Origin of the sequence: Dyella sp. LX-66, assembly GCF_018599165.1 — a bacterium.
Classification (GTDB): domain Bacteria; phylum Pseudomonadota; class Gammaproteobacteria; order Xanthomonadales; family Rhodanobacteraceae; genus Dyella_D; species Dyella_D marensis.
Window position 1 is genome coordinate 55261 of the sequence record NZ_JAHFVJ010000013.1, and the last position, 24252, is coordinate 79512.

Here is a 24252-nt window from a genome sequence, read left to right on the forward strand (position 1 = left end):
CGCGCCGGATCAGCCCAGCGGGGCCAGGATGTGGCTGACCACCTGGTCCAGATGCGCACCGCCGCCGGGCAGGGCCGGGGCGCCGCCCAGCAGGCGTTCCGCGGCGCTGCTGCCGGCCCACACGTCCAGGCCCAGCAGCTGGTTGCCATGGCTTGCCGGCAGGCGCTGCGCCAGGGCCTGGCCCGCCAGCGCATGCAGGCCGCCGACCTCGAGGGACGGCGCAAGCGGACGCGGCTGGAGTTCGGAAAGGCTCATGGCACCCGGCGTGGAATCGATGCTTGGCATCAGTCTAGGTCTCGCATGATGCTGAATCAGCTGGGGTAATCCCTAGGTGGTCGGCGGCGGCCGGCCTGTCCACACTGGCGTCCTGGTCACGGTGAATGCCCAACGCCAGGGCGTAGCATCGGTTGACCGCCACAGGCGCGAGCGGACTCATGGCCGGGCAGAACAAGGACAGCGGTGACCGCACCGAAAAACCTACCCCGAAACGCTTGCGCGACGCCCGCAAGGAAGGCGACGTCCACAAGAGCCGGGAGCTGACCAGCACCGTACTGGTCCTGGCCTGGCTGCTGATGGTGATGATGGGCATGCCGCTGATCCGCGCTCGTCTTACCGGATTGTTCGATACCACCCTGTCCGGCCTCAATCAGCCATTCGGCCAGGCGCTGCACACGGTGGGACTGGCCACGCTGGAAGCCTTCCTGTGGCTGACCTTGCCCTTCCTGCTCGGCGCGGTGGCGGTGGGCGTGATGGTGGAATTCCTGCAGGTCGGGCCGGTATTCGCGCCCAAGAAGCTCAAGCCCGACGCCAGCCGCATGAATCCCGCCGAGGGCATCAAGCGGCTGTTCTCGCAGGAGAACCTGGTGGAGGTGATCAAGGCCATCGCCAAGAGCGGCCTGCTGATCGGCCTGTTCGCCTGGGTGCTGTTCGCGCTGATCGGCCAGTTCGCGCAGCTGCCGCAGGCGCCGCCGGAGATGCTGGGCGAGGCGCACTGGGTGGCGGTGAAGCGTCTGGCGACCGGGGTGATCTTCGTCTTCTTCTTCGTGTCGGTGCTGGATGCGTTCTACCAGCGCTACGCGTTCACCAAGAAAATGAAGATGAGCCGCCGCGACATCAAGCAGGAGCTCAAAGACAACGAAGGCGACCCGATGGTCAAAGGCCGCCGCCGCCAGCTGCACCAGGAGTGGGCGCAGCAGAACACCTTGGCCGGCGTGCGCAGCGCCAGCGTGGTGGTCACCAATCCCACCCATCTGGCTATCGCCATCCGCTACCAGCAGGGCGAGGACGACCTGCCGGTGATCGTGGCCAAAGGCGAGGACCACGAAGCCGCGCTGATCCGCCAGGCCGCCGAGGAAGCCGGCGTGCCGATCATGCGCAACGTCACCCTGGCGCGCGGCCTGTACGAGAAAGTGGAAGTGGACGAATACCTGCCGTCCGATTTCTTCGAAGCCGTGGCCGAGCTGCTGCGCTGGGCCGAGTCGATCCGCGATTCGCGCGACGGCAAATAGCCCTCAAAGAATCGACTGCAGCATCTTTAGCAACCCGCGGTTCTCGTACAGCTTGCGCATCACCACTTCCACCATCGCGCCCAGCGCCAGCAGCAGCACCCAGGTGGACATCCACGCCTTGATCGGCATCGCCAGCGCGAACACGTTCAACTGCTGCGCATAGCGGTTGACCAGGCCCAGCGCGATATCCACCAGCGACATCACCACCAGGGCCGGCGCCGACAGCACCAGCACGGCCGTCATCAGGTAATTGAACTGGCCGATAAAAAACTCCATGCCGCCGGCCTTCAGCGGCGGCAGCATGCTCGCCACCGGCCACAGCGCATAGCTGGACATCAGCAGGTCCAGGAAGACGGTGAACGCACCGCTGGTCATGAACAGCCAGGTCGCCAGCTGCATCAGGAACACGCTGGTGAGCGTGCTCTGCTGGCCGGCGATCGGATCCATGTCCATCGACATCGACGAGCCGGCCTTGGTGTCGATCACCGCGCCCGCCGCGCCCAGCGCCCAGAACACCATGCCGAAGCAGAAGCCGATCAGCAGGCCGATAAAGACTTCCTTGCCCAGCACGCCGATCCAGTTGGCGCCGGTCATCACCGTCATGCCGGGGCTGGCGGCGGCAGCGAGTGGATAGGCCAGGATCGCCAGGCTCACATAGAAGCTGTTGCGCACCAGCGACGGCACCGTCTCCGCGGTCATCAGCGGCAGCACCAGAAAGGCCGCGACGATGCGCGGCAGGGTCAGCGCCACGCCGGTGAGCTGGTCGCCCAGGTATTGAACGGAAAACGCGTCCCCCGTCATCGCGCGCTCAATGGAGCATACCGGGGAAGCCGCTGAACAATCGGTCGGCGAATTTGAACAAGGTGCCGCCGAGCATGGCTGCCGTACCCAGCAGCGCGACGACGACCACCACGAATTTCACCGCGTAAGGAAAGGTCTGTTCCTGGATCTGCGTGGCCGCCTGCAGAAACGCCACCAGCAGGCCGGCGATGGCCGCGGCCAGGATCGGCGGTGCGGACAGCACCAGCACCAGCCACAGGGCTTCGCGGGCGAGCTGGATTTCCTGATCGTACATGCCCGCCTCCTATTGGTAGGTCATCACCAGGCCGTGGATCAGCTTGGCCCAGCCGCTGAGCAGCACGAACAGCAATAATTTGAACGGCAGCGACACCATGGTCGGCGACAGCATCATCATGCCCATCGCCAGCAGGATGTTGGACACCACCAGGTCGATCACCAGGAACGGCAGGAAGATCAGGAAGCCGATCTGGAACGCCTGGGTCAGCTCGCTCACGGTGAACGCGGGCACGATCACCATGTAGTCCTCGTTGGTGAGGTCGGTCTGGCGATCCGCCGGCAGCAGACGCTTGGCGCTGGCGAGAAAAAAGCCGCGTTCGTTCTCGTTGCTGTGCTTGATCAAGAAGCGCCGCAGCGGCTCTTTGCCGGATTGCACCAGCTGGCCGAGTTTCTCCATGGTCATCGGTCCGGGTGCCTGCGTGCTCATCTGCGTCTGCACGTCGCGGTAGCTGTCGCCGAGCACCGGGTTCATCACATAGATCGACAGGATGATGGCCAGCCCGTTGATCACCACGTTCGGCGGCACCTGCTGCAGCCCCAGCGCATTGCGCAGCAGGCTCAGCACAACCACGATCTTGGTGAACGAGGTGACCATCACCGCGACGAACGGCGCCATCGCCAGCGCCACCACCATGGTGATGACCAGCGCCGGCGAGAAACTATTGAAATCCATGCTCAGTCCCTTTGCGCAATGCGTACGCCCAACCATTCGCCCAGCCGCACCACGCTGCCTTCGCCGTAGCGCCGTCCGCCGAGCATGATCCCGACCGTGGCGCCCACCAGCGCGCCGTCCACCTGCAGCACACTGCCGGCGCGCAGGGCGCCGAGATCGTCGAGGCTCATGTTCAGCCGCGTCAGCAGGAACAGCGGACGCGCCGCGTCGTTGCCCAGCGCCGCCAGAGGACGCTGCGCGATCTGCCACTCGCCCTGGCGCCGCTGCACCGCCCAGCCTTCGGGCAGGCCGAAGACGTGGCGTGCGCTTTCGTCGTCCGGTTGCAGCCGCGCTTCGCAATCCGCTTCGTGGCCGACGACCAGCACGTCGCCGGGCGCGAGTGCGGCCGCGGCGGCTGCGTCGAGCGCGTGTCCCGGCACCACCAGGCGCAGTGAGAGAGAAGCAAGGTCGCCGATCAGCGCGGGGGTGGACGGGTCCTGCCGCCATTCGCTGCGTGCCGCGAGTGCGCGCAGGTCGGTTTCGGCCAGGCCGATCCAGCCGCCGACCGTGGCGCCGTCGTGCTCCTGCCACAGCAGCTTGAGCCAAAGCTTGTCGCGCTCGCCGCCGATCGGCAGGAAGGCCGCGGGCAGCGCGTCCTGGCCGAGCAGGGCGCCCACCGCGCCGACCAGCGCTTCGTGCGAGAGCGACCAGGCAAGCAGGCGCGCTTCGCCGTCGTAGTCTTGCCAGCGCGCGTCGCCGAGCGGGCTTTCGCCGCGCTCCTGCTCCAAGGCCAGCCAGCACGAGCCATGCGCATGATCGAGCCGCACGCAGGCCAGGCCGGCGGCGTGGCGCTGGCCGCGTCCGGCCTGTACGGTGAGCACGCCGATGGCGTCGGCATAAGCCAAGACGTTGCCGCGCGACAGCAGCGCCCGGGCCGCGGCGAGCAAGCCGTCGCCGGGCGGGGGAATGGCCGGTACGGCCTCCATGGCGACCATGCTCAAGCCTGGCCCAGTACGGCGCGCGTCAGTTCGACCACGTTGTGCGCACCCAGCTTGGCCATCAGGTTGGCGCGGTGCAGTTCCACGGTCTTGGGGCTGATCTTCAGATCGTCCGCGATCACTTTGTTGAGTTTCCCGCTCATGATGCCGTCCAGTACCTGCCGCTCGCGCCGGGTCAGGTTCGCCAGCGCGCCGGAAGCCGCCTGCGGCGCATGCGCCGACAGCGCGGACTGGATCGCCTCGATCAGCAGCGGCGCGTCGAACGGCTTCTCGATGAAATTGGCCGCGCCGTGGCGCATGGCATCCACCGCCAGCGGCACGTCGCCGTGGCCGGTGACGAAGATCAGCGGCAGCGCCAGGCCGCGGTGGGCCAGCTCGCTCTGCAGTTCCAGCCCGCTCATGCCGGGCATGCGGATGTCGCTGACCACGCAGCTGCGCGCCGGCGGCGGCGTGCGCGCGATCTCCTTCAGCAGCGCCTCCGCGCTGGAAAACGCCTGCACTTCGAAGCCGGTCTGCTCGAGGATCCAGACACAGGAATCGCGAAACTCCTGGTGGTCGTCCACCAGGTAGATGCGGGTGCCATGGTTGGCCGATGTCATGCAGCGTTCCCTCGTGGCACGGTGAATGCCATGGCGCAGCCACCGTGCCCATCCGGGTTCGGTTCGGCGAACAGGCGTCCCTCGTGGTATTCGACGATCGAGCGGCAGATGGCCAGGCCGATCCCCAGCCCGTCGGGCTTGGTGGTGTACAGCGGCGTGAACAGCCGCTGCATGTCGGCGGCGCCGAGGCCGCAGCCCTGGTCGACCACGCGGATCTCCACCATGCCGTCGTAGTCCACTCGCGCGGTGACGCGGATGCCGCGGCGCGCCGGCGGCGTTTCGCGCATGGCCTCGATCGCGTTCTTGATCAGGTTGAGCAGCACCTGCTCGATCATCACGCGGTCGGCGAAGATCGGCGGCAGGTCGGCCGGCAGCGCGTCGACGATGGCGACCTGGAACTGCTCGGCCTCCAGCCGCAGCAGCTCGATCACGCCGTGCACCAGCGCGTGCGCATCCAGGTTCTGCCGGTACGGCTCGCGGCTGCGCACGAACTCGCGGATGCTGCCGATGATCTGCGCCGCGCGCTCGGCCTGGCGCTTGGCCAGGCGGATGCCCTGCAGCAGATGGCCCGAGCCCTGCGTCTCGCCCGCCAGCTGTTCGCAGCCGTTCAAGTAGTTCACCGCCGCGGCCAGCGGCTGGTTGAGCTCATGCGCCAGCGTGGTGGCCATCTCGCCCACGCTCATCATGCGCGAGGTGGACAGCAGCTGTTCGTGCTGCGCCTGGTGGCGGCGCAGCAGGTCGATGCACTCGCTGATATTGGTGATGAACAGCGCCTCGGCCGGCGCCGCGACGGTCGGCTGGCCGTTGTCGATGCGGTACCAGCGCCGCGTCTGCGCGGCGTAGTAGATCGGCTTGCCGCCCTGGCCGCTGGTGCTTTCGAACGCCGCGTCGAAGTGCGCGCGCGCCGGTTCGCGCTCGAACTGGGGGAACTCGTCGCGGAAGGCCGCGTTGCTGGCGAGCGCCTTGCCGTCGTGCCGGTCGAACACGATGCACGGCCACGGCACCGCATCGATCCATGCATATCCCTGCGCTGCGTCGGCGGTCGCGTTCCGTGCGGGCGTCGGCTTGCGGTGAATCCGGGTCACAGGCATCGTGACGATCCTTGATCGATCAGGTGTGCCGCGCTTTCGTCCCCCATGACGAACGACACAGTGGCCAGGTCGGTTGGTTTTTTTTTGGAATGGGAATAATGCCATGAAGAGATTACTTCGCAACGTCATGGCCGGATTAACTTGGCCATCCGTCGCATTTGCAACCGATTCACCCGAGGGCGGCAGCCTCTGGCTAGGCCTTTTATTACCGCTCATTGCAGTGTGCGCGGCCTTGCTTGCATGGTTGTGGTGGCTGCGCAAGGGCCAAGCGTTACGTGGCCCCGGCGGTCCGTTGAAAGTGGTTCAGGCCGTTGCCGTAGGCGCGCGCGAGCGCGTGGTGGTGGTGGATGCGGCGGAGCGCCGCCTGGTGCTTGGCGTCACGGCGCAGCGCGTGGAACTGATCGCCGAATTACGGCGTGATGACAATGCGAAATAGCGTGATCAATATCACGCTAAAAGCGTGAATCGGAAAATACTTTCGATTATATGTGCCGTGTGAATTTCATTTTCACGAAGGTGAATCCGAAAACCTAGGGTTTTCCCTAGGTACCGATTTTCAGGGGCGCTGTGTAGGTTGCCACTTCACCGAGCGCCGACAGGGGGCGTAAGGCTGAAGTGGATCGCGCCGCAAGAGCGCGGCGGCATCGGCAACGGCAGTGGGAAAGGGCGTTTCCATTCGCTCAATGGACGAGTGTGTCCGCTTGCCGGAGTCGTGTGCGTGGTCAGCGTGGCGAGGCCAATCAGGTTGCCAGCACAGCAGGTCGTCGCCGACCGCGCCGCAGCGGTGCGCCATGGCGCTTGAGGCGATCTTCTCGCGGCTGGCGCCCGGCGCCGGCGGCTCGCGCAGCTATAGCGACCTGGTGCTGGTCGCGGGCGTGGTGGCGATCATCGGTTTGATGATCCTGCCGCTGCCGATGATGGCGATCGACGCCCTGGTGGCGCTCAACATGCTCATCGGCGTCGGCCTGCTGCTGATCGCCATCTATATCCCGGCGCCCGTCGCGTTCTCCAGCTTCCCCAGCGTGCTGCTGCTCACCACGCTGTTCCGCCTGGCCCTGTCGATCGCCATCACGCGCTCGATCCTGCTCAATGCCGACGGCGGCCACATCATCGACACCTTCGGCAACATGGTGGTCGGCGGCAACCTGATCGTGGGCCTGGTGGTGTTCCTCATCATCACGGTGGTGCAGTTCATCGTGGTGGCCAAGGGCGCCGAGCGCGTGGCCGAAGTGGCCGCCCGCTTCTCGCTGGACGCCATGCCCGGCAAGCAGCTGTCGATCGACTCGGACCTGCGCTCGGGCCTGCTCGAGAAGGACGAAGCGCGCCGCCGCCGGCGCCTGCTCGAAATCGAAAGCCAGCTGCACGGCTCGCTCGACGGCGCCATGAAGTTCGTCAAGGGCGACGCCATCGCCGGCATCGTGATCATCGTGATCAACCTGCTGGGCGGCCTGGGCGTGGGCGTGATGATGCACGGCATGGGCCTGGGCGAGGCCGTGCACACGTACAGCGTGCTGACCATCGGCGACGGCCTGGTCGCGCAGATCCCGGCCCTGCTGGCCTCCATCTCCGCCGGCCTGATCGTCACCCGCACCGCGGGCGACGAGGAAGACCGCAACCTCGGCGCGATCATCGCGCGGCAGATCTCCGGCGAGCCGCGGGTGACCATGATCATCGGCTGCATCGCGCTGGGCATGATGCTGGTGCCGGGCTTCCCGCTGCTGGTGTTCCTGCCGCTGGGCCTGATCCTGGTCGGCATCGCTTCCTGGCGCATGCGTGAGCGCGTGGGCTTCCTGCGCCGCCTGTTCAAGGTGCCGGAGAGCCAGGCCGAGCTGCTCCCGCCGGACGTGGCCGACAGCGACGTGCTGCTGCCCTCGGCGCCGCTGATGCTGGAAGTGCACATGTCGGCGCTGCAGGCGCTGGGCAGCAACCAGGTGCGCAACGTGCTGCGCCAGGTGGTCGGCGGCCTGCGCGAAGACTACGGCGTGCCGCTGCCGAAGCCCGCGCTGCGCGCCGGCCTGAATCTGCCGGAGCAGGGTTACGCGCTGTATGCCTATGGCGTACGTATCGCGCACGGTGCGCTGCGTCCGGGCCAGCTGTTCCTGCCCGGCCGCGCGGCGCTGCCGCCCGCACCGGCGGCGCCCGACAACGGCGGCGCGCTGGCCCCGGAAGGCGTGAACGGTTTCCCCGGCCGCTGGCTGCCGCGCGATGGCGCGCGCCAGGCCAAGGCGCTGGAAGCGCCGCAGGTGCTGCATGAGCACATCCGCCTGGCGCTGGAGCGGCATCTGTCGCTGTTCGTCGGCATCCAGGAAACCTCCAATCTCTCCAACGGCCTGAGCCGCGACTACCCGGACCTGGTGCGCGAAATGCTGCGCGTGGTGTCGCCGCAGCGCGTGGCCGAAGTGCTCAAGCGCCTGGTCGAAGAACGCGTGCCGATCCGCCAGCTGCGCGACGTGTTCGAGGCGATCACCGACGCCGCGAGCCGCGAGAAGGACATCGTGCTGGTGGCCGAATACGTGCGCATGGCGCTGCGCCGCCATCTCAGCTACCGCTACGCCGACGACAACCACGTGCTGCGCGTGTTGGTCGCGCGGCCGGAGCTGGAAGAGCGCCTGCGCCGCTCGGTGCACACCGGCCCGGCCGGCACCCAGTTGGCGGTGGAGCCGGATCTCGCCGCGCGCCTGCTGGCGCAGATCGGCGAACACGCGCGCGGCGAACACGGCACGGCGATGGTGCTGCTCAGCTCGATGGACGTGCGCCGCCACCTGCGCAAGCTCACCGAGGCGGAGTACGCCGACATCCCGGTGCTTTCTTATCAGGAGCTGGTACCCGACTTGCGTCTGGTGCCGGTGGGACAACTGGCCGTCTGACGGCCACGACATTGAACAGGCCAAGGAATCCGTGAAGATGGGCGATGACAGGGGCAGGACGATGGGTAAGGGCACGCGGCGGGCGCTGGCCTGCATGGCGGTGCTCGGCCTGATGCTGTACGCCGCGCTGGCGCAGGCGGCCGCGATACCGTTCAAGAAGAGCAGCACCGAGATCCAGACTGACAAGACGCTGCGCGAGATCCTGCCGGACTTCTTCCACGACCAGGGCCTGGAAGTGGTGCTGAGCCCGCAGGTCGCCGCGCGCAACGGCACGCTCAACGGCAGCTTCAAGGGCACCTATGCGCAGGTGTGGCGGCGCATCGCCGACACCAATGGCCTGCTGGCCTATTGGGATGGTTCGGCCGTCTACGTCTACCTCGACTCCGAGCGCGTCACCGACTACACCAGCGTGCCGCTGCCGCTGGAGCAGCAGTTCATCTCCGCCATGGGCAGCGTGAACTGGGCCGACGCCGCCACCGGCAACGTGTGGAAGCTCGAGCCCAGCACCGGCCTGGTCTCCATCACCGGCACCAAGCGCTTCGCCGAGCAGGTCAAGCAGATGTCGCTGACCATCGCCGGCCTGGGCCAGCGCGAGACCACGCGCTTCAAGTTCTATCCGCTGAAGTACGCCTGGGCCTCCGACACCAGCATGAACCTGGGCAGCCGCCAGGTGACGGTGCCGGGCGTGGCCAGCGTGCTGCGCGCCCTGGTCAGCGACCCGGGCAGCTACGGCCAGTTCAGCGGCGCCAGCGAGCGCATCGCCTCGTCGCGCCAGCGCGGCCTGCGCGGCCAGGGCCTGGCCGGCCAGGGGCAGCAACCGCCGCCGCCGCTGGGCAACTACAGCGTGCCGCCGCAGCAGGACGACGACGGCCTGACCCCGCCCGCCGCGCAGCTGGCGCCCACCGCGCAGCGCAACGGCGTGGAAGCGATCGCCGGCAGCGGCGACACGCGCATCGTCGCCGACAGCTTCCGCAACGCGATCATCGTGCGCGACACCGCCGACCGCCTGCCGATGTACGACGAGCTGATCCGCCAGCTCGACGTGCCGCCGCAGATGGTGGAGATCGAAGCGACCATCATCGACGTCGACAAGACCAAGGCGCGCCAGCTCGGCATCAATTGGTTCTACCGCAACCATCGCACCACGGTGGGCTTCATGAGCGGCAACCAGACGCCGGCCGACGCCCTGTACAACAAGGCGCTGCTGCTGGCCGCGCTGGGGCTGGGCGACACCAGCGGCCTGCCGCCGCTGTTCAACAACGGTTTCCAGATCGGCACCATCCTGGGCAACCCCGCCAAGTTCGTGGCCAACATCAATGCGCTGGAGGACGACGGCATCGCGCACGTGGTCACCCGTCCGCAGGTGATCACCATGAACGACGCCGAGGCGGTGATCCAGAGCAATCAGTCCGTGTATGTGCCGGTGGCCGGCGCCTACAACTCCGACCTGTACAACGTCACCGCGGGCACCACGCTGCGCGTCACCCCGCATCTGGTGATGGAAGAGGGCGGTCCGCGCATCCGCATGATGGTGCAGATCGAGGACGGCAACATCACCTACTCGGCCAAGGATGCGCAGGACATCTCGTATCCCATCGTCAGCCAGAACGCGGTCAACACGCAGGCGGTGATCCAGGACGGCCAGGGCCTGCTGCTGGGCGGCCTGGTGCAGGACCAGTCGCGCAATAACGAGCACAAGGTGCCGATCCTCGGCGACATCCCGCTGCTGGGCTATCTGTTCAAGACGGTGGAGAAGCAGCGCGCGCATACCGAGCGCCTGTTCCTGATCACCCCGCGCCTGGTGCTGCTCAACCACATCAACGGTCAGCAGACGCCCAGCTCCCCGCAGGTGAGCATGGAAAGCCAGGAGCAGCTGGACAAGCAGGAAGCCAACCGCGATGCGTGGTGGAACCACAAAAAGAGCCAGGTGACGCAGCCGGCGCCGGTGCCGGAAGTAGTGCAGCAACCGCCGCCGCCGTCGCCGGCTCCCGCCCCCCAGAAGCGTCCGCCGGAGTAATGCCATGAGCGCTCTGCCTGCCACCCGCCAACGCGCCAGCCAGCCGCCCAAGGTGCAACTGGCCTTGCGCGTGTTCAGCGGGCTGCATGCGGGCGCGGAGCTGCGCCTGCCGCAGCGCGGCATCCTGATGATCGGGCAGGCCGACGACTGCGATCTGATCCTCAACGACACCGGCATCGCCAACCATCACTGCGTGCTCACCGTGGTCGGCGACCAGGTGCTGCTGCGCGCGATGGACGGCGAGGTGGAAACCCACGACGGCCGCATCGCGGTGGGCGAGAACGTCAGCCTGGAACACTTCGCCCTGGTGCGCCTGGGCGACGTGCAGTTCGCGGTGGGGCCGCATTGGAGCGAACGCTGGCAGACCCTGGCCGACGTCGGCGACGAGACCTTGCCTGCGCTCACCGAACGCCAGCTGGCCGGCCGCCGCCGCGGCGTGCTGGCCCTGGCCGGCCTGCTGCTGGCGGTGGCCGCGCTGGTGCTGGCCGGCAGCTGGAAAGTCACGCATCCGGCGGTGGCGGTGCGCGCGGCCAGCGTGTCCGACCAGCTCAACCGCGTGCGGGCGATCCTGCATGGCCTGTCGCTGCGCCATGTCGGCGCTTCGGCCGGCGAGGGCGGCCACGTGGTACTGCGCGGCGTGATCGGTAATGCGGCGCAGCTGCCGCAGCTCAAGCGCAAGCTGTCCGAAGCCGGCCTCACCACCGAGTTGACCGTGCGCGACTGGCCCAGCGTGGAGAAGCAGGTCAACGACATCTTCGCCATGCACGGCTACACGGTGGAAACCAAGCTGCTCGACCAGGGCGGCGTGGAAGTCGGCGGCCACTTCGGCGACATCGCCAAGGCCGACAAGGTGAAGAAGGACGTGCTCGGCTCCACCGACATGCAGAACCTCAACGCCGATGCGCTGGGCCTGGCCCTGGCGCTGAAGAACTACGACGAACACGCGCCGGAACCGGTCAAACCCGATCCCGGCAAGCGCATCCGCCACGTGGTCGGCGGACGCGAACCCTATCTCGTGACGCGCGACGAATCGCGCTACTACGTGGGCAACAAGCTGCCGCAGGGCGGCGTGTTCCTCGCGGTCAGCGCGGAGGGAACCATCCTCCTGCGCATGCCGGACAACCGCTACATGCAATTGAACAAGGCCGACGACTACCAGACCCCGCAGCCGCTCGACGAAGCGGCCGCGTCGGTGCTGCTGCCGCCGGCCATGCCGGAGTCCGCCGCTTCCGCGGCCGAACCGGCGCCGGAGCCGCCCGTGCTTCCTGCCAAGGCCGTCGCCATCGGTGCGAAGACCCAGGCCGGCGGCGGGCGTTGAAGCGAGCAGTGTCACCACCAGGAGACGAACCATGAGCAGCAACAACAGCATCAACGGCAACGGCGGCAACACGCAGTTCCCGACCATCAACACCAGCATCGCCGGCGGCAGTGCGGCGGCCGGCCGTTCGGCCAGCGACGAGCAGTCCAAGAGCTGGTTCGAGGCCATGGCCAAGGCCTGGGGCAACGCGCTGGACCATCAAGCCTCCAAGGTCACCGAGCTGTCCGCGCAGGTGAGCGAGAACGGTTCGGACCAGCCGTCGGTGATGACCCAGCTCACCGCCGAAAGCCTGAAGATGCAGTTCCTTTCCACCAACGCGGCCACCTCGAACAACGCGGTCGGCCAGGCGCTGGAAACCCTCGGACGCAAGCAGTAATCCGGCCGCGTGCCAGGAGGCATGAGCATGAACGTGGATCCTACCCAGCTGGTCAACGTCGGCCAGTTCGCACCCACCGAACCGAAGGCCGCCTCGCCGGCGCACGCCGACGACGTGGCCAAGTTCCGCCAGAGCTTCGCCGACGCCGCGCCGGCCAACGCGGTGCAGTCCGAGCAGGTGACGCCGGTGCCGCACGAGATGTCGCCGGAGTTCAAGGCAGTGCTCGGCCAGTTCGACTCGCTCAACGGCCGCGCCAACGAACTGGGCCGCTTGTCCGAGGCGATGAAGGCGAACGGGCGCGATCTCTCGCCCAGCCAGGTGATCGACATGACCCTGAAATGCCACGAGCTGGTGTTCCAGGCGGAGCTGACCAGCAACGTCGCCAACCGCAGTTCGGAAGGCGTGCAGCAATTGTTCCGCCAGCAGTCCTGAGGTCTTACGGCGATGATCAAGCGTTTCGCGACCTTCGCCCTGCGGCTGGCGGCCCTGGCCTTCGTGCTCGGGCTGCTCGCCGGCTGCAGCCGCGACGTGCTGTACGCCAAGCTGGACGAACAGCAGGCCAACGAAGTGGTGGCCGCGCTGATCAACGCCGGCATCGACGCGCAGAAGGAACCCGGCGAGCGCGGCGAGGGCTGGCGGGTGCTGCTCGACCGGCGCGACATGCCGGCCGCGGTGGCGGTGCTGCGCGACGCCGGCCTGCCGCACCAGGGCATCGCCAATATCGCGCAGATCTACAAGAAGGACGGCTTCGTCTCCTCGCCGATGGAGGACAAGCAGCGCTTCATCTACGCGCGCGAACAGCAGCTGGGCAATACGCTGCGGCAGTTCGACGGCGTGGTCGACGCGTACGTCTACCTGTCGATTCCCGACAAGAGCCCGATCGACGACAAGCCGCCGAGCGGTTCCGCCTCGGTGGTGATCATTGCCCGCCCCAATGCCGGCATCGAAAGCCGTGCACCGGACATCAAGGCGGCGGTGATGACCGGCACCGAAGGGTTGACCGATCCCAGCCGCGTCACCGTGCAGTTCTTCCAGCGCACGCCCAGCGAGGTGCCGGCGCAGCCGGCGCGTTCGGGCGTGATGCGCGGCGACGTCGCATCGATTCTGCTGATCGGCCTGGCCGCACTGGCGGTGCTGCTGGCCGGCCTGCTGCTGTGGCGCAACCGCGGCGCACTGATGGGCCATCCGTCGCGCGGCGTGATGCGGCGCGAGGCGCCGGGTGAGCGCTGAGCGCGCCATGCGCCGCCAGCACGCGCGGGCCGCGCTCGACGGCCTGCATCCGGCGCGCTGCGCGGCGCTGCCGGCGCCGCTGCTGGAACGTGCGTGGATGTCCGCGCTCGGCCGCCGCTATCTCGCACGCGCGGCACTGCGCACGCAGCCGCGCGTGTTCGCGCCCGACCAGGAGCGCTGGGCGATGTGGGTGGAAGAAGAACCCTGGCTGCACTGGCCGCAGGCGGAGCTCGACGCGTTCACCCGCGTGCTCGGTGCGATCGCGCTCGGCCCGGCGGTGCGCGTCACGGTGGAGCGTAGCGAAGTGCTGTTCCTGCGCGAAGCGCTGGGACTCGAACATTGGCGCCGCGCGCAGGGTGCCGACCCCTGGCGCGGCCCCGCGCCCGAAGCCGTGCGCAACATGGGCCGCGCGCTGATCCAGCGCTGCGAGCGCGATGCCGGCGCTCTGCGTGAGGCCGCCTACGAGCGCGGCAAGATCGAATTCCTCGGCCATGCCGGCCGCCACGATCCGCGGCTGGCCGAGCGCCTGGCGCTGGCCTATGCCACCGCGCCGGCGCTGCCCTGCGCCAAGGAAGCCTGGCTGCCGGCGTCCACCGTGCCGGCTCTGCTCGCGCCAGCCCCGGTGGAACCTGTCGCGGAGGAGCCTGCCGTATGAATGCCCAGGCCATGTTCGTCGACCGCGAGCGCTTCCAGCTCTATCTGGATGGCGGCGTGATTCCGGCCGCCGCGTGGGCGCCGCTGCAGGAAGCCCAGCGCATCCTGGACGAGGCCAACGCGATCCTGCGCCAGGCGCAGCAGGAAGTGGAACAGATCCGCGGCCAGGCCAAGTTCGAAGGCCTGGTCGAAGGCCGCGAGCGCGGCCTGCGCGATTGCGCGCGTGCACTGGAGGCGCTGGTGGTGGCGCGCGCCGCCGCCACGGTGGAACTGCGCCGGCGCGCCAGCGAGATCGCCATCGCGGTGGTGCGGCATATCGCGCCGGCGATCGGCGCCGAGCGCCTGGTCGCCTCGCTGGTGGCCGAGGCCATGCAGAAGCTGGTGTTCGAACCGCACTTGCTGGTGCGCGTGCATCCGGACGTGGCCGAGCAGGCCCGCGCCGAAGTGGCTGCACTGGGCGCGGCGGCGGCGCCGGATACCGAAATCATCGGCGACCCGGAGCTGGACCGCTTCGACTGCATTATCGAATCCGCCGGCGGCATGGTGCGCGCTGGCTTCAACGAACAGCTGGAACAGGCGCGCGTGATCCTGGCCGCCGCCGAGCACAGCGGAGCCGGCGCGCCATGAGCCTGCCGCAGCCCGACGCGCCGCAGCCCGAGGCCTTCGCCATACCCGGCGACGACCCGCTGCTGCGCGCGCTGAGCCGGCGCGACACGCTGCAGCGCGTGGGCCGCGTGGCCGAGGCCTACGGCACCCTGGTGCGCGCCACCGGCGTGCGCGCGGCGATCGGCGAGCTGTGCCTGCTGGAGCAGCCGGACAACGATTTCTGCCTGCCGGCCGAAGTGGTCGGCGTGTCGCAGCACCAGACCCTGCTCACCCCGCTGGGTCCGCTGGAAGGCATCTCCACCGCCACCACCGTGACCGCCACCGGCAAGCAGGCCACCGCGCCGGCCGGCATGAGCCTGCTCGGCCGCGTGATCGATGCGCACGGCGATCCGCTGGATGGCCTGGGCCCTCTGGAACAGGTGGAGCGCGTGCCGCTGTATGCGGCGTCGCCCAATCCGCTCAGCCGCCAGGTGATCGACCAGGCCATGCCCACCGGCGTGCGCGCGATCGACGCCGCGCTCACCATCGGCCGCGGCCAGCGCACCGGCATCTTCGCCGTGGCCGGCGGCGGCAAGAGCACCTTGCTCGGCATGCTGGCGCGCAATGCGCAGGCCGACGTCAACGTGATCGTGCTGGTCGGCGAACGCGGCCGCGAAGTGGGCGAGTTCCTGCACGACAGCCTGGGCGAGGAAGGTCTCAAGCGCAGCGTGGTGGTGGTGGCGACGTCGGACCGGCCCGCGCTGGAGCGCAGCCGCGTGGCCTGGCTGGGCACGGCCATCGCCGAATACTTCCGCGACCGCGGCATGAACGTGCTGCTGATGATGGACTCGATCACCCGCTTCGCCCGCGCGCTGCGCGACGTCGGCCTGGCGATGGGCGAACCACCGTCGCGGCGCGGCTTCACGCCCTCGGTGTTCTCCGCGCTGCCGCGCCTGTTCGAGCGCGCCGGCACCAACGACAAGGGCGCCATCACCGCGTTCTACACGGTGCTGATGGAAGACGAGGACGGCAGCGATCCGATCGCCGAGGAAGTGCGTTCGATCCTGGACGGCCATATCTATCTTTCGCGCCGGCTGGCGCAGGCCGGGCATTACCCGGCGATCGACGTGCTGGCCAGCGCCAGCCGCCTGATGCCGCGCGTGACCGGCAACGCGCATCAGCGCGCCGCTTCGCTGCTGCGCCGCTACATCGCGAAATACCGCGACATCGAAATGCTGTTGCAGCTGGGCGAGTACAAACCCGGCGGCGACGCCGACGCCGACACGGCGATCGCGCGCATCGACGCCATCAACCAACTGTTGCGCCAGGGCACGCACGAGGCGGCCGATTTCGCCGGCACGCGCTCGCGCCTGACGGGAGTGTGCACATGAGCGCCGGTCCTTTCCCGCTGGAACCGCTGCGCACCGTGCGCGGCATCCGCCTGCATGCGCTGGAGTCGGAACTGAAGCAGTGCCGCGAACGCCATCGCCTGGCGGACGAGGAGCGTGCCGCCGCGGACGAGCGCCTGCAGCAGGCCACGTTCGCGCGCCAGGATTTCGCCGACCGCGCCTGGACCGGCATGTTCGCCAACGGCGCGCCCACCGCGCTGGCGATCGACCGCTACGAGCGGCACCTGGCCCTGCTCGATCACCAGATCCTGCTGCGCCGCGCGGAGCTCGACGAGCGCGAGATCGCCTGCGCGCAGACCCAGGACGCACTGGACCGCGCCGCCGCCGCGTGGCGGCAGGCGCGCGGCAAGCTCGACGCCGTGGACGAAATGAAACAAGGCTGGCTGCGCGAGATGCGCGGCCGCATCGAATGGAGCGAGGAACAGAATCTGGAAGAACTGTTCCTGCGCCGCGCACCGACGAACTGAGGTCCTTATGCGCAACGATGCCACCACCGCCACTCACACCACGCCGCCCGCGCCGCATACGCACGGGCACACGCAGCGCGCCAAGGACGAACCCGCGCGCGGACGCGAGGACATCCAGCGCTTCCGCAAGCTGATGGATGGCAAGGGTCAGGATGCGCAGGACAGCGGAGAGACCGCCACCGGCCCGCGTGGCTCAGGTGCCAGCGAACAGGAAAAGGCGCTGCGCGAACTGCTGCAGCGCCAGCTCGACGCATCTGCCGGCAAGGCCACCGCACTGCCGCCGCGCGACGGCGAGCGCGACAACGGCAGCGATACGTCTTCGGACAGCGGCGGCCAGCCGGACGGCCAGGCACTGGCCAGCGCCGGCGCACAGGCCTGGCAGCAGGCGCAGCAGATCGTGCTGCACGGCGCGGAACAGCCGGCGCCCGCCGCCCAGGCGGCGCTGGCGCCCGCGCTGGCCGAGCTGATCGAGCGCCACGTCAAGCAGCTGCTGGTGCCGGATGCGCGCAGCTCCGCGCAGTCGCGCGAAATCATGATCACCTTGAAGGGTGGGGTGCTGCCGGGCACCGAGCTGTGGCTGAGCCGCACCGACAAGGGCTGGAAGCTGCGCGCCGACACGCATTCGCCGGATGCCTACCGGCAGCTGCTGGACGGCGCGCCGCAGCTGATCGAGCGGTTCGCCAGCAGCCGGCTGGGCGAGCTGGAGATCGATCCGTCCCTGCTGAGCTGAGGAGAGGGGCGATGGGCATCCACCTTCCGAACGATCCGGTGCTGCGGCTGCTGGGCGGCGACCGCGGCGGCCACGATGCGCAGGGCAACGGCCATGTGCAGCTGAGTTTCCCTATGTCGCCCGGCGACACCGTAAGCACCATCGCCGAGAAGCTCGGCTTGCCCCTGGACGGCCTGCTGCAGGTCAACCCTGGCTTGAGTGCGAATACGCCGCTGTCGTCGGGGCTTACCGTGCAGTTGCCGGTGTCGAGCCTGGGCGATCTCAATGGCAACTGGGGCGATCGCGGCAACGGCAATGGCAACGTCGACAATCAGTCCGGCCCTGAACTGCCATTGCTGCCCGAACTGGTGGATGCCTTGCGCGGCACCGCGCGCATCGACGGTATCCAGCTGGGCGTGACGCTGTCGACCAGCGGTGGCCTGCAGGCGATCCCCCTGATTTCCGCCGGCGCCATGAACAGCGCCGACCTGGCCGCGCAGGCCTCGCGGAACCAGCTCGCCGGTTGGCCCGGCGGCACCGTGCCCGGCAGCGCGCCGGTGAACTACGTGCAGGGCGCGGACCGCAGTGGCGCCACTGCGACGGGCGTACCCGCCACCACGTTGGGCGCTGCGCGCGCCGACGGCGTCGTGCTGAGCTTCGCCCAGGCGGCCGGCGCGATGGCGCAGGCGGCGCTGAACAACCAGCACGGCAACGACTCCGTGCCGCCGCCTCCGCCGATGCCCTGGCTGGACGGCACGCGGCCGGCGCTGGTGAGCGCGCCGATGGCCTGGCAGGCGGTGCCGCAGGGCATGCCGCCGGCTGGCTGGAGCGTGGCTGCGGCGGCAGTGGACGGCAACGAAGCCAAGCTGCAGATCATGGCCTTGCTGATGGCCCAGCTCGGCCAGGCCGCCGCCGGCAGCGCCGGCGCGGCGAACGTGCAGGCCCCCGGCTTTATCGACCCGCAGGCGGTGGCGGCGCAGGCCGCGGCGATGCGCGCCGGCCGCAATATCGACCTGGGCGCCGGCCGCAGCCTGCAGTTCACCCTGGTGCAGGACCGCATGCGGCGCGTCGGCGCAGTGGGTGAAGAGGAACGCGCGGCCGCCGGCCGCCGTACGGGCGAGGCGGAGGTGAAGTCCGCGCGCGAGCGGCGCGCCGCCGACGCCGAGGAAACGCAGGAAAACCGCGACCGCCGCGAGCAGGACCGCCGCCGCCGCGCCGCCGAAGCCGCCTTGCGCCGCCGCCGCAAGCTCAGCGCCCGCTGCCGTCCGCGCCGCGGGCCGCGCATGCCGTTGCGCGAGGCGGGGCACGGGCGCTATCCGAAGGCGGTGGATTGGGCGGAGTTCCGCGGACGGCTGCCGCCGCGTTATCTGTGGGGCAGTGCGCCGGATCCGCGCTAGCTTCCATCGATCGCCGGCCATGGGATGTCGGTAGTTATCAGCCGAACGTGCCCGGTGCCTGGCCACCGCCATCGGCAGCTCTTGCCGTAACGCCGGTGATTTTGATCTTCGTGCGATTGAGTCCCCTGGCCGGATCAGGGGCGATCGAAGATGTTGGCCTCGGGTGCCGATAATCCTTGGAGGGCCGCCGACGCGGTGCCGTTCGAGGAGTGATCGCAATGACCAGGTTCTTGATGTTCTCATGCGTGGCGATGCTGTCGCTCGCGACCACACCCGCTGCATATGCAAAGACAACCACTGAAATAAAAACCAGCGAGCTCTCCGGCGATCAGCTGCCGGGCGGCTTCAATGACATCGTTCTCATCCCCGACCACGATCAGCGCTTCAGTCGCTGGATTACGCTTCCGCAAGATCCGCAGGACAATGATCAGGTGGTCGTCTCTCGCACAAGTTCACGCGCCATCATGAATGCCGCGGATAAGGACCTGAAAAATTCCAGGCTCAATATCGGCGCCTTTGTCTATAGCGACAGGTGTGGCTCCTGCATCTTCAGGTACAGCGAAGCAAAGGGTAAATGGATCGTCACCGGTACGAAGATCAAGTACGTTTCTTCGTCCGAACGGAACGACATACCTGCGGGTACCTGGAACATCGCGGTCTATGAAGTGGATGGCGTGGCCAGTCATCCGATCAAGCTGCCGGTGGGCACGGGGAGCCAGGAAATAAAGATCGTTTCACACACGCATGACGCGCAGATCGATACTGCGCTTCTGTTGAACTCCGCGTACGTTGCACCCTCGCCACACGAAGCGACGGTGCCGAAAGGCAAGATCGCGGCGTTGCGCCACGACGACAGCAATGACAAATGGATCCTGGCCGGATTCGAATAGAAGACGATCAGCCAGGCCGCAGACTCGGGTGCAATGGCCGCCGCGTCATTGCACCCCCTGTTCCACCGCTACTCCATGCTGTCGAAGCCATTGATGCACCTGCTCGTGCTGCGCGCGCGCGGTGGCGTTCAAGCCACCCGCAGGAAGAATGTTGAAGTACGTCTGGAACGTCGCCCCCTGCTGATTGCGCCGCGTCGCATCCGCCCCGGCTTCCAGCAGGCGCAGCACGCAATGCGTGCGATGCACCTTCGCCGCAACGTGCAGCGGCGTATTGCCCAGGCGGTCGGCGCGGTTGGGATCGGCGTGATGGGCGAGCAGCAGGTCGAAGGCATCTTCGCCGGGGTTCATCAGCGCGGCATCCAGCGGCGGCGCCTGGGTCACGCCGTGCGGCGCGTTCGGGTCGGCGCCATGGTCGAGCAGCAGGCGCAGATAGCTGGAGTCGTTCGCCATCGCCGCCAGGTGCAGCACCGTGGCGCCGCCCACGCCGGGGCGCGCCGGATCGGCGCCGGCGCGCAGCAGGGTTTCCATGGCGCGGCGGTCCTTGTGCAGCAGCGCCCATTCCAGCGGCGTCACGCCGCGCTCGCCCTGCGCGTTGAGGTCGGCGCCTTGCTGGCTCAAGGCGCGCACGCGCGCTTCGTCGCCTTGCGCGGCGGCATCGACCAGCGCCAGCACGCGCGTATCCGTGAACACCTTGCTTGCATCCGTGTCGCTCATGGCCTGGGTTTCCGCGATGGCGCCGGCGAGCGCAAGGCCTGCCAGCAGACACCAGGCAGCACGCCTGGGGCGAAGGATGTGCATCATGCCGGGTTCTCCCATGTCGGCCCAGCGCCGAAAGCCGCCCGAGTACAGCAGAGGCGGCGTCACGGTTTCATGGTGGGGCGGCTCAGGGCTGCCAGGGATGGTCTTTCTGCAGCGCGGCGAGCACGGCATCGTCGTCGTGCAGATCCACCGAATGCTTGGCCACGTCGACGGCGTACTTCGCTTCCAGCACTTCCGCCTTGCCGTCGAGCCAGTCGTACCAGTGGATGTCCGGTTTGGCGACCGGATCGGGATCGTGCAGCGCGATCTTGTGGCCGACGGCGTCGGGCAGGGGCGAGTGCTCCTGCACGGTGGTAAGGATCTCGCCGTCCACCGCGTAGCGCCGGATCAAGCCGTTTTCGGCCTGCTGCTTCAGCGCCGCGGGATCGCCGTCGGGAATCAGCCGGTGGATCGTCTCGTCGTTGAGGCCCGCGGCGTTGAAGGTGACGCCGGCCGAATCCGTCGCCAGCGAGGCGATCGAGGCGAGGCCGCCGCCCAGCGAGTGGCCGGTGATGGCCAGGTTGTCGCCGAACGCCGCCTTGGCTTCGGTGGCCAGGGCCACGGCCTGGTTGTACTGCGCGGCCGATACACCTAAGCCCTGCTCGGCGTTGTTGAGCCAGTCCTTGATGTCGTTGGAGCCGGCGAAGGCCAGCACGTGGTCGCCGTTCTTGTCCTGGTAGATGGCGGCGCGGAAACCGGTGCTGGGGTCTTCCAGCGAGGCGGGGTCGATGCCGGCCTGGGTCAGCTGGTCGGCGGTGAGGCGCGTCCAGCCGTCGACGCCAGAGCTGTGCGGGTCGTAGACGTCCTGCGAGATACGCGCCAGCTGCATATCGATCGCTTTCGGGTCGGTGCCGCGCACTTGCGCGTCGAAGTCCGGCGCGCCGGCGCCGGATGCGCCGAACATCGAGCCGGTGAGTTTCGCCAGCTGCGGATTGAAGGCGAGCTGCGGCTGCGAGACGTGCGCATCGGGATGCGCGGCGCTGGTGGCTGCGGCCTGCGCCGAAGCGTTGTAGCGATCTACCGGCAGCGCCGCGCTGCTGCGTTGGGACTGCAGTTCCAGGTACATCGCTCCACCTCTCTTGGTGACGCCCGGACGATAGCCCTGCGGCTTGAGCGCCGATCATTAGGGCGCTCCCTAGCTGGGGTTCTCCCTAGGTGGTTTGGACGTCCATCTAGGGTTGCACCTAGCTGGGGAAAGTCCCAATGGGAGAGCTCGTTGTCACGATGCTGCAATTCGGCGGCCGGCCAGGTGGGCCGCATGCATCCGAGCAGAGAGGCCTTCCATGACCGCAGTCAGCGCCGTGCGTTCCTCGCCAGCCTTCGCCGCGAGCGACGAGTCGTCGAACACGTATTCCGTGCAGCATGGCGATTCGCTGTCGGCGATCGCGCAACGTTTCGGCGTGTCGCTGGCGGCGCTGGAGGCGGCCAATCCGCAGATCGCCAACCCCGATCGCATCTATCCCGGCGACGTGATCCATCTCCCCGCCCATGCGAGCGATGGCGGCGCCACGCCTGCCGCGCCCACCGGTGGCGCGCAAGCGGCGGCAGGCAAGGCGGGGCCGGCCTCGGGTTTCAGCATCAGCCAGAACGGCGTGCAGATGATCGAGGGTTTCGAGGGCTACAGCGCGACGGCGTATCCCGATCCCGGCACCGGCGGTGCGCCGTGGACCATCGGCTACGGCCACACCAAGGGCGTGCAGCCGGGGCAGACCATCACCCGCGCGCAGGCCGAGCAGTACCTCAAGGAAGACCTGGCCTGGGCGCAGGATGCGGTGCGGCGCAACGTGCATGTGCCGATCACGCAGAACCAGTTCGATGCGCTGGTCAGCCTTACCTACAACCTCGGTGCGAACGGTTATCCCGGGCTGCTGGCCAAGCTCAATGCCGGCGACTACAAGGGCGCGCAGGCGATGTTCGGCGAGTACGTGCATGCCGGTGGCCATGTCTTGCAGGGCCTGGTGAACCGGCGCGCGAAAGAGGCGGCGCTGTTCGGCAGCGATGCGCCGAATGGCGGCAATCCGCCGGCACCGCCATCGCCTCCTGCGCCGCCGGGCGGTTCGCACGACTACACGGTGCAGTCGGGCGATACGCTGTCGGCCATCGCCGCGCGCCAGGGTGTATCGCTGAAAGCGCTGGAAGCGGCCAATCCGCAGATCCGCGATTTCAACCACATCTATCCCGGGCAGGTGATTCATCTGCCGGGTGGCGGCGGCAGTGCGGCGTCGGGCGGCAGTTACACGGTGAAGTCGGGCGACACCATGTCGGGTATCGCCGCGCGCCATGGCGTGTCGCTTTCCGCGCTGCTCGCGGCGAATCCGCAGATCTCCAATCCGAACCGCATCTATCCGGGGCAGGTGATCCATCTGCCCGGCGGCAGCAGTGCGGGCAGCGCGCCGGCGAGCCACGACTACACGGTGCGTTCGGGTGACAGCATGTCGAGCATCGCGTCGCGCAACGGCGTGTCGCTGGCGGCGCTGGAGCGTGCGAATCCGCAGATCGCTAATCCCAATCGCATCTATCCGGGGCAGGTGGTGCATATCCCCGGTGCGGGCGGCACGCAAAGCACCGGCGGTACGCAGGACACCGGTGGCGTGCATGGCGGCAGCGGTGCGAGCGGCAGCAAGGTGGTGGACATCGCCAAGCAGTTTCTCGGGCGCAATGCGTCGGAGCTGGAACGCAGCGGCGCCTTGCCGATGAATCCCGGCGTGTCGCCGGACGAGTGCTGCGCGAATTTCGTCTCCGCGGTGCTGCAGAAGGCGGGCGTGCTCGACCGGCACACCGACCTGGTGTCGGGGTCCAGCCGCACCGGCCCGGGTGCGCCGGGTTCGATCGGGCGGATATTGAAGGACCGCGGCTGGAAGGTGGTCGATGCGGCGCATGCGAAGCCGGGCGACGTGTGCATCCTCAACAACGGCGGCCACGTCGAACTGGTGGCGAGCAACAACGGCGGCAATATCCAGTTGATCGGTTCGAACAACACCAACAGCAATGGCACGCAGCAGGTGGGCTACGGCCACCCCTACGGCGGCGCGTGGTACCTCACGCCCCCTTGAGCCTGCGGCCAGGCGGGGGAGGGCGAAGGGCGGCCTGTGGGTCGCCCTTCGTCTTTCAGGGTGCTCGATGGCCGGCGCAAAAAGAAAAGGCCCCCGTCACGGGGGCCTTTTCCAAGCGATGTCGTCCGGGAACGACTTACTGCTGCTTCATGCACACCGCCCAGACCACGGCGAGGAACGAAAGCGTGCTTTGCGTGGGCGTGCCGGTGTAGCGGATCGTCCAGCCTTGCTGGGTGCCGCCGATGGGCGCGTTGTAGAGCACGTTGGCGGTGTCGGCGATGAACTTGTAGCCACCGCCGCTGACGACTTCATCGGCCTGGCACGAGATCGTCAGGTCGCCGGCGGTAACGCTGCTGCTGGCCGAGCGCGTGGTGGTCACGAGTGCGGCGTCGGCCACCGAGCCGTAGCCGAGCAGGATCAAACCGATACAGGCAGCTTTGGTAAGAAATGTCACACGACGCATAAACCCTCCTGGTTAGTGTGTGTGTTGCTCAGGCTTCTAAAGGCGTCTCGCGCCAGCCCTGCGTGTCGCTTGGCGTGGCGGTCTTTCCTGGCGC

The 24252-nt window shown here is 68.2% G+C and carries 26 protein-coding genes; 16 read left to right on the plus strand and 10 right to left on the minus strand.

Annotation, left to right across the window (positions count from 1 at the left end):
- Positions 1 to 9: 9 nt before the first annotated feature.
- Positions 10 to 255 (minus strand): hypothetical protein, encoded by a 246-nt coding sequence (locus KK141_RS19700; protein ID WP_214572868.1) that lies wholly within the window; start codon positions 253 to 255, stop codon positions 10 to 12.
- Positions 256 to 434: 179 nt separating this feature from the next.
- On the opposite strand from KK141_RS19700, the gene sctU reads away from it, so the two are divergent.
- Positions 435 to 1508 carry a type III secretion system export apparatus subunit SctU gene (sctU, locus tag KK141_RS19705; protein ID WP_214572867.1) on the plus strand — a complete coding sequence of 358 codons (1074 nt, stop codon included), beginning with the start codon at positions 435 to 437 and terminating at the stop codon, positions 1506 to 1508.
- Positions 1509 to 1511: 3 nt separating this feature from the next.
- On the opposite strand, the gene sctT is transcribed toward sctU, so the two are convergent.
- Genes sctT through KK141_RS19735 form a run of 6 tightly spaced genes read right to left on the minus strand, consistent with a single transcriptional unit; the run spans position 1512 to position 5925 of the window.
- Positions 1512 to 2309: a type III secretion system export apparatus subunit SctT gene (gene sctT, locus KK141_RS19710; RefSeq protein ID WP_167253243.1), complete on the minus strand. Its 798-nt coding sequence runs from the start codon at positions 2307 to 2309 to the stop codon at positions 1512 to 1514.
- A 7-nt stretch (positions 2310 to 2316) separates the two neighbouring features.
- Positions 2317 to 2583 carry a type III secretion system export apparatus subunit SctS gene (gene sctS / locus KK141_RS19715; RefSeq protein WP_167253244.1) on the minus strand — a complete coding sequence of 89 codons (267 nt, stop codon included), beginning with the start codon at positions 2581 to 2583 and terminating at the stop codon, positions 2317 to 2319.
- Between the two features lie 9 nt (positions 2584 to 2592).
- Positions 2593 to 3258 carry a type III secretion system export apparatus subunit SctR gene (sctR, locus tag KK141_RS19720; protein ID WP_214572866.1) on the minus strand — a complete coding sequence of 222 codons (666 nt, stop codon included), beginning with the start codon at positions 3256 to 3258 and terminating at the stop codon, positions 2593 to 2595.
- Positions 3259 to 3260: 2 nt separating this feature from the next.
- On the minus strand, positions 3261 to 4232 hold the full coding sequence (locus tag KK141_RS19725; protein WP_214572865.1) for a FliM/FliN family flagellar motor switch protein: 972 nt from the start codon (positions 4230 to 4232) through the stop codon (positions 3261 to 3263).
- Positions 4233 to 4234: 2 nt separating this feature from the next.
- Positions 4235 to 4834 (minus strand): response regulator, encoded by a 600-nt coding sequence (locus KK141_RS19730; RefSeq protein ID WP_167253250.1) that lies wholly within the window; start codon positions 4832 to 4834, stop codon positions 4235 to 4237.
- Positions 4831 to 5925 carry an ATP-binding protein gene (locus KK141_RS19735; RefSeq protein ID WP_214572864.1) on the minus strand — a complete coding sequence of 365 codons (1095 nt, stop codon included), beginning with the start codon at positions 5923 to 5925 and terminating at the stop codon, positions 4831 to 4833. The genes KK141_RS19730 and KK141_RS19735 overlap by 4 nt, the downstream gene beginning before the upstream one ends.
- Positions 5926 to 6028: 103 nt before the next feature.
- Here KK141_RS19735 and fliO point away from each other — a divergent pair, with 103 nt between their 5' ends.
- From fliO to KK141_RS19805, 14 genes are all read left to right on the plus strand, one after another.
- Complete coding sequence (gene fliO / locus KK141_RS19740) at positions 6029 to 6361, plus strand: flagellar biosynthetic protein FliO (RefSeq protein WP_167253254.1); 333 nt, start codon at positions 6029 to 6031, stop codon at positions 6359 to 6361.
- A gap of 355 nt (positions 6362 to 6716) precedes the next feature.
- A complete protein-coding gene (sctV, locus tag KK141_RS19745; protein ID WP_214572863.1) occupies positions 6717 to 8792 on the plus strand; it encodes a type III secretion system export apparatus subunit SctV in 2076 nt (691 codons plus the stop codon).
- A 37-nt stretch (positions 8793 to 8829) separates the two neighbouring features.
- Complete coding sequence (gene sctC, locus KK141_RS19750; RefSeq protein ID WP_214572862.1) at positions 8830 to 10809, plus strand: type III secretion system outer membrane ring subunit SctC; 1980 nt, start codon at positions 8830 to 8832, stop codon at positions 10807 to 10809.
- A gap of 4 nt (positions 10810 to 10813) precedes the next feature.
- The gene (locus tag KK141_RS19755) at positions 10814 to 12127 is read left to right on the plus strand and encodes an FHA domain-containing protein (RefSeq protein WP_214572861.1); all 1314 of its coding nucleotides are present in this window, start codon (positions 10814 to 10816) and stop codon (positions 12125 to 12127) included.
- A 31-nt stretch (positions 12128 to 12158) separates the two neighbouring features.
- Positions 12159 to 12503, plus strand: coding sequence for a hypothetical protein (locus KK141_RS19760; RefSeq protein ID WP_208399640.1), 345 nt, complete (start codon positions 12159 to 12161; stop codon positions 12501 to 12503).
- A gap of 27 nt (positions 12504 to 12530) precedes the next feature.
- A complete protein-coding gene (locus tag KK141_RS19765; RefSeq protein WP_214572860.1) occupies positions 12531 to 12935 on the plus strand; it encodes a hypothetical protein in 405 nt (134 codons plus the stop codon).
- Positions 12936 to 12947: 12 nt separating this feature from the next.
- A complete protein-coding gene (gene sctJ, locus KK141_RS19770; RefSeq protein WP_214572859.1) occupies positions 12948 to 13733 on the plus strand; it encodes a type III secretion inner membrane ring lipoprotein SctJ in 786 nt (261 codons plus the stop codon).
- Between the two features lie 7 nt (positions 13734 to 13740).
- A complete protein-coding gene (locus KK141_RS19775; RefSeq protein ID WP_214572858.1) occupies positions 13741 to 14388 on the plus strand; it encodes a hypothetical protein in 648 nt (215 codons plus the stop codon).
- Positions 14385 to 15014: a FliH/SctL family protein gene (locus KK141_RS19780; protein WP_214572857.1), complete on the plus strand. Its 630-nt coding sequence runs from the start codon at positions 14385 to 14387 to the stop codon at positions 15012 to 15014. Before KK141_RS19775 ends, KK141_RS19780 begins: the two co-directional genes overlap by 4 nt.
- Positions 15011 to 16363, plus strand: a complete 1353-nt coding sequence (locus KK141_RS19785; RefSeq protein ID WP_214572856.1) for a FliI/YscN family ATPase — start codon at positions 15011 to 15013, stop codon at positions 16361 to 16363. The genes KK141_RS19780 and KK141_RS19785 overlap by 4 nt, the downstream gene beginning before the upstream one ends.
- A complete protein-coding gene (locus KK141_RS19790) occupies positions 16360 to 16848 on the plus strand; it encodes a hypothetical protein (RefSeq protein ID WP_168648373.1) in 489 nt (162 codons plus the stop codon). Before KK141_RS19785 ends, KK141_RS19790 begins: the two co-directional genes overlap by 4 nt.
- Before the next feature lie 7 nt (positions 16849 to 16855).
- Positions 16856 to 17578 carry a type III secretion HpaP family protein gene (locus tag KK141_RS19795; RefSeq protein WP_214572855.1) on the plus strand — a complete coding sequence of 241 codons (723 nt, stop codon included), beginning with the start codon at positions 16856 to 16858 and terminating at the stop codon, positions 17576 to 17578.
- 11 nt (positions 17579 to 17589) lie between these two features.
- Complete coding sequence (locus KK141_RS19800) at positions 17590 to 18954, plus strand: LysM domain-containing protein (protein WP_214572854.1); 1365 nt, start codon at positions 17590 to 17592, stop codon at positions 18952 to 18954.
- A 218-nt stretch (positions 18955 to 19172) separates the two neighbouring features.
- On the plus strand, positions 19173 to 19844 hold the full coding sequence (locus KK141_RS19805) for a hypothetical protein (protein ID WP_214572853.1): 672 nt from the start codon (positions 19173 to 19175) through the stop codon (positions 19842 to 19844).
- Positions 19845 to 19889: 45 nt separating this feature from the next.
- Here KK141_RS19805 and KK141_RS19810 read toward each other — a convergent pair whose 3' ends face one another.
- Together KK141_RS19810 and KK141_RS19815 are read right to left on the minus strand one after the other, a co-directional pair.
- Complete coding sequence (locus KK141_RS19810) at positions 19890 to 20645, minus strand: ankyrin repeat domain-containing protein (RefSeq protein ID WP_214572852.1); 756 nt, start codon at positions 20643 to 20645, stop codon at positions 19890 to 19892.
- An 82-nt stretch (positions 20646 to 20727) separates the two neighbouring features.
- A complete protein-coding gene (locus KK141_RS19815; RefSeq protein ID WP_214572851.1) occupies positions 20728 to 21708 on the minus strand; it encodes a DUF2974 domain-containing protein in 981 nt (326 codons plus the stop codon).
- Between the two features lie 217 nt (positions 21709 to 21925).
- On the opposite strand from KK141_RS19815, the gene KK141_RS19820 reads away from it, so the two are divergent.
- Positions 21926 to 23695: a LysM peptidoglycan-binding domain-containing protein gene (locus KK141_RS19820; protein ID WP_214572850.1), complete on the plus strand. Its 1770-nt coding sequence runs from the start codon at positions 21926 to 21928 to the stop codon at positions 23693 to 23695.
- 136 nt (positions 23696 to 23831) lie between these two features.
- Here KK141_RS19820 and KK141_RS19825 read toward each other — a convergent pair whose 3' ends face one another.
- The gene (locus KK141_RS19825) at positions 23832 to 24158 is read right to left on the minus strand and encodes a hypothetical protein (protein ID WP_214572849.1); all 327 of its coding nucleotides are present in this window, start codon (positions 24156 to 24158) and stop codon (positions 23832 to 23834) included.
- Positions 24159 to 24252 lie beyond the last annotated feature (94 nt).

Coding starts and splice junctions, on each gene's coding strand:
- KK141_RS19700 (WP_214572868.1), bottom strand. CDS start 255: ATGAGCCTTTCCGAACTCCAGCCGCGTCCGCTTGCGCCGTCCCTCGAG.
- sctU (WP_214572867.1), top strand. CDS start 435: ATGGCCGGGCAGAACAAGGACAGCGGTGACCGCACCGAAAAACCTACC.
- sctT (WP_167253243.1), bottom strand. CDS start 2,309: ATGACGGGGGACGCGTTTTCCGTTCAATACCTGGGCGACCAGCTCACC.
- sctS (WP_167253244.1), bottom strand. CDS start 2,583: ATGTACGATCAGGAAATCCAGCTCGCCCGCGAAGCCCTGTGGCTGGTG.
- sctR (WP_214572866.1), bottom strand. CDS start 3,258: ATGGATTTCAATAGTTTCTCGCCGGCGCTGGTCATCACCATGGTGGTG.
- KK141_RS19725 (WP_214572865.1), bottom strand. CDS start 4,232: ATGGTCGCCATGGAGGCCGTACCGGCCATTCCCCCGCCCGGCGACGGC.
- KK141_RS19730 (WP_167253250.1), bottom strand. CDS start 4,834: ATGACATCGGCCAACCATGGCACCCGCATCTACCTGGTGGACGACCAC.
- KK141_RS19735 (WP_214572864.1), bottom strand. CDS start 5,925: ATGCCTGTGACCCGGATTCACCGCAAGCCGACGCCCGCACGGAACGCG.
- fliO (WP_167253254.1), top strand. CDS start 6,029: ATGAAGAGATTACTTCGCAACGTCATGGCCGGATTAACTTGGCCATCC.
- sctV (WP_214572863.1), top strand. CDS start 6,717: ATGGCGCTTGAGGCGATCTTCTCGCGGCTGGCGCCCGGCGCCGGCGGC.
- sctC (WP_214572862.1), top strand. CDS start 8,830: ATGGGCGATGACAGGGGCAGGACGATGGGTAAGGGCACGCGGCGGGCG.
- KK141_RS19755 (WP_214572861.1), top strand. CDS start 10,814: ATGAGCGCTCTGCCTGCCACCCGCCAACGCGCCAGCCAGCCGCCCAAG.
- KK141_RS19760 (WP_208399640.1), top strand. CDS start 12,159: ATGAGCAGCAACAACAGCATCAACGGCAACGGCGGCAACACGCAGTTC.
- KK141_RS19765 (WP_214572860.1), top strand. CDS start 12,531: ATGAACGTGGATCCTACCCAGCTGGTCAACGTCGGCCAGTTCGCACCC.
- sctJ (WP_214572859.1), top strand. CDS start 12,948: ATGATCAAGCGTTTCGCGACCTTCGCCCTGCGGCTGGCGGCCCTGGCC.
- KK141_RS19775 (WP_214572858.1), top strand. CDS start 13,741: ATGCGCCGCCAGCACGCGCGGGCCGCGCTCGACGGCCTGCATCCGGCG.
- KK141_RS19780 (WP_214572857.1), top strand. CDS start 14,385: ATGAATGCCCAGGCCATGTTCGTCGACCGCGAGCGCTTCCAGCTCTAT.
- KK141_RS19785 (WP_214572856.1), top strand. CDS start 15,011: ATGAGCCTGCCGCAGCCCGACGCGCCGCAGCCCGAGGCCTTCGCCATA.
- KK141_RS19790 (WP_168648373.1), top strand. CDS start 16,360: ATGAGCGCCGGTCCTTTCCCGCTGGAACCGCTGCGCACCGTGCGCGGC.
- KK141_RS19795 (WP_214572855.1), top strand. CDS start 16,856: ATGCGCAACGATGCCACCACCGCCACTCACACCACGCCGCCCGCGCCG.
- KK141_RS19800 (WP_214572854.1), top strand. CDS start 17,590: ATGGGCATCCACCTTCCGAACGATCCGGTGCTGCGGCTGCTGGGCGGC.
- KK141_RS19805 (WP_214572853.1), top strand. CDS start 19,173: ATGACCAGGTTCTTGATGTTCTCATGCGTGGCGATGCTGTCGCTCGCG.
- KK141_RS19810 (WP_214572852.1), bottom strand. CDS start 20,645: ATGATGCACATCCTTCGCCCCAGGCGTGCTGCCTGGTGTCTGCTGGCA.
- KK141_RS19815 (WP_214572851.1), bottom strand. CDS start 21,708: ATGTACCTGGAACTGCAGTCCCAACGCAGCAGCGCGGCGCTGCCGGTA.
- KK141_RS19820 (WP_214572850.1), top strand. CDS start 21,926: ATGACCGCAGTCAGCGCCGTGCGTTCCTCGCCAGCCTTCGCCGCGAGC.
- KK141_RS19825 (WP_214572849.1), bottom strand. CDS start 24,158: ATGCGTCGTGTGACATTTCTTACCAAAGCTGCCTGTATCGGTTTGATC.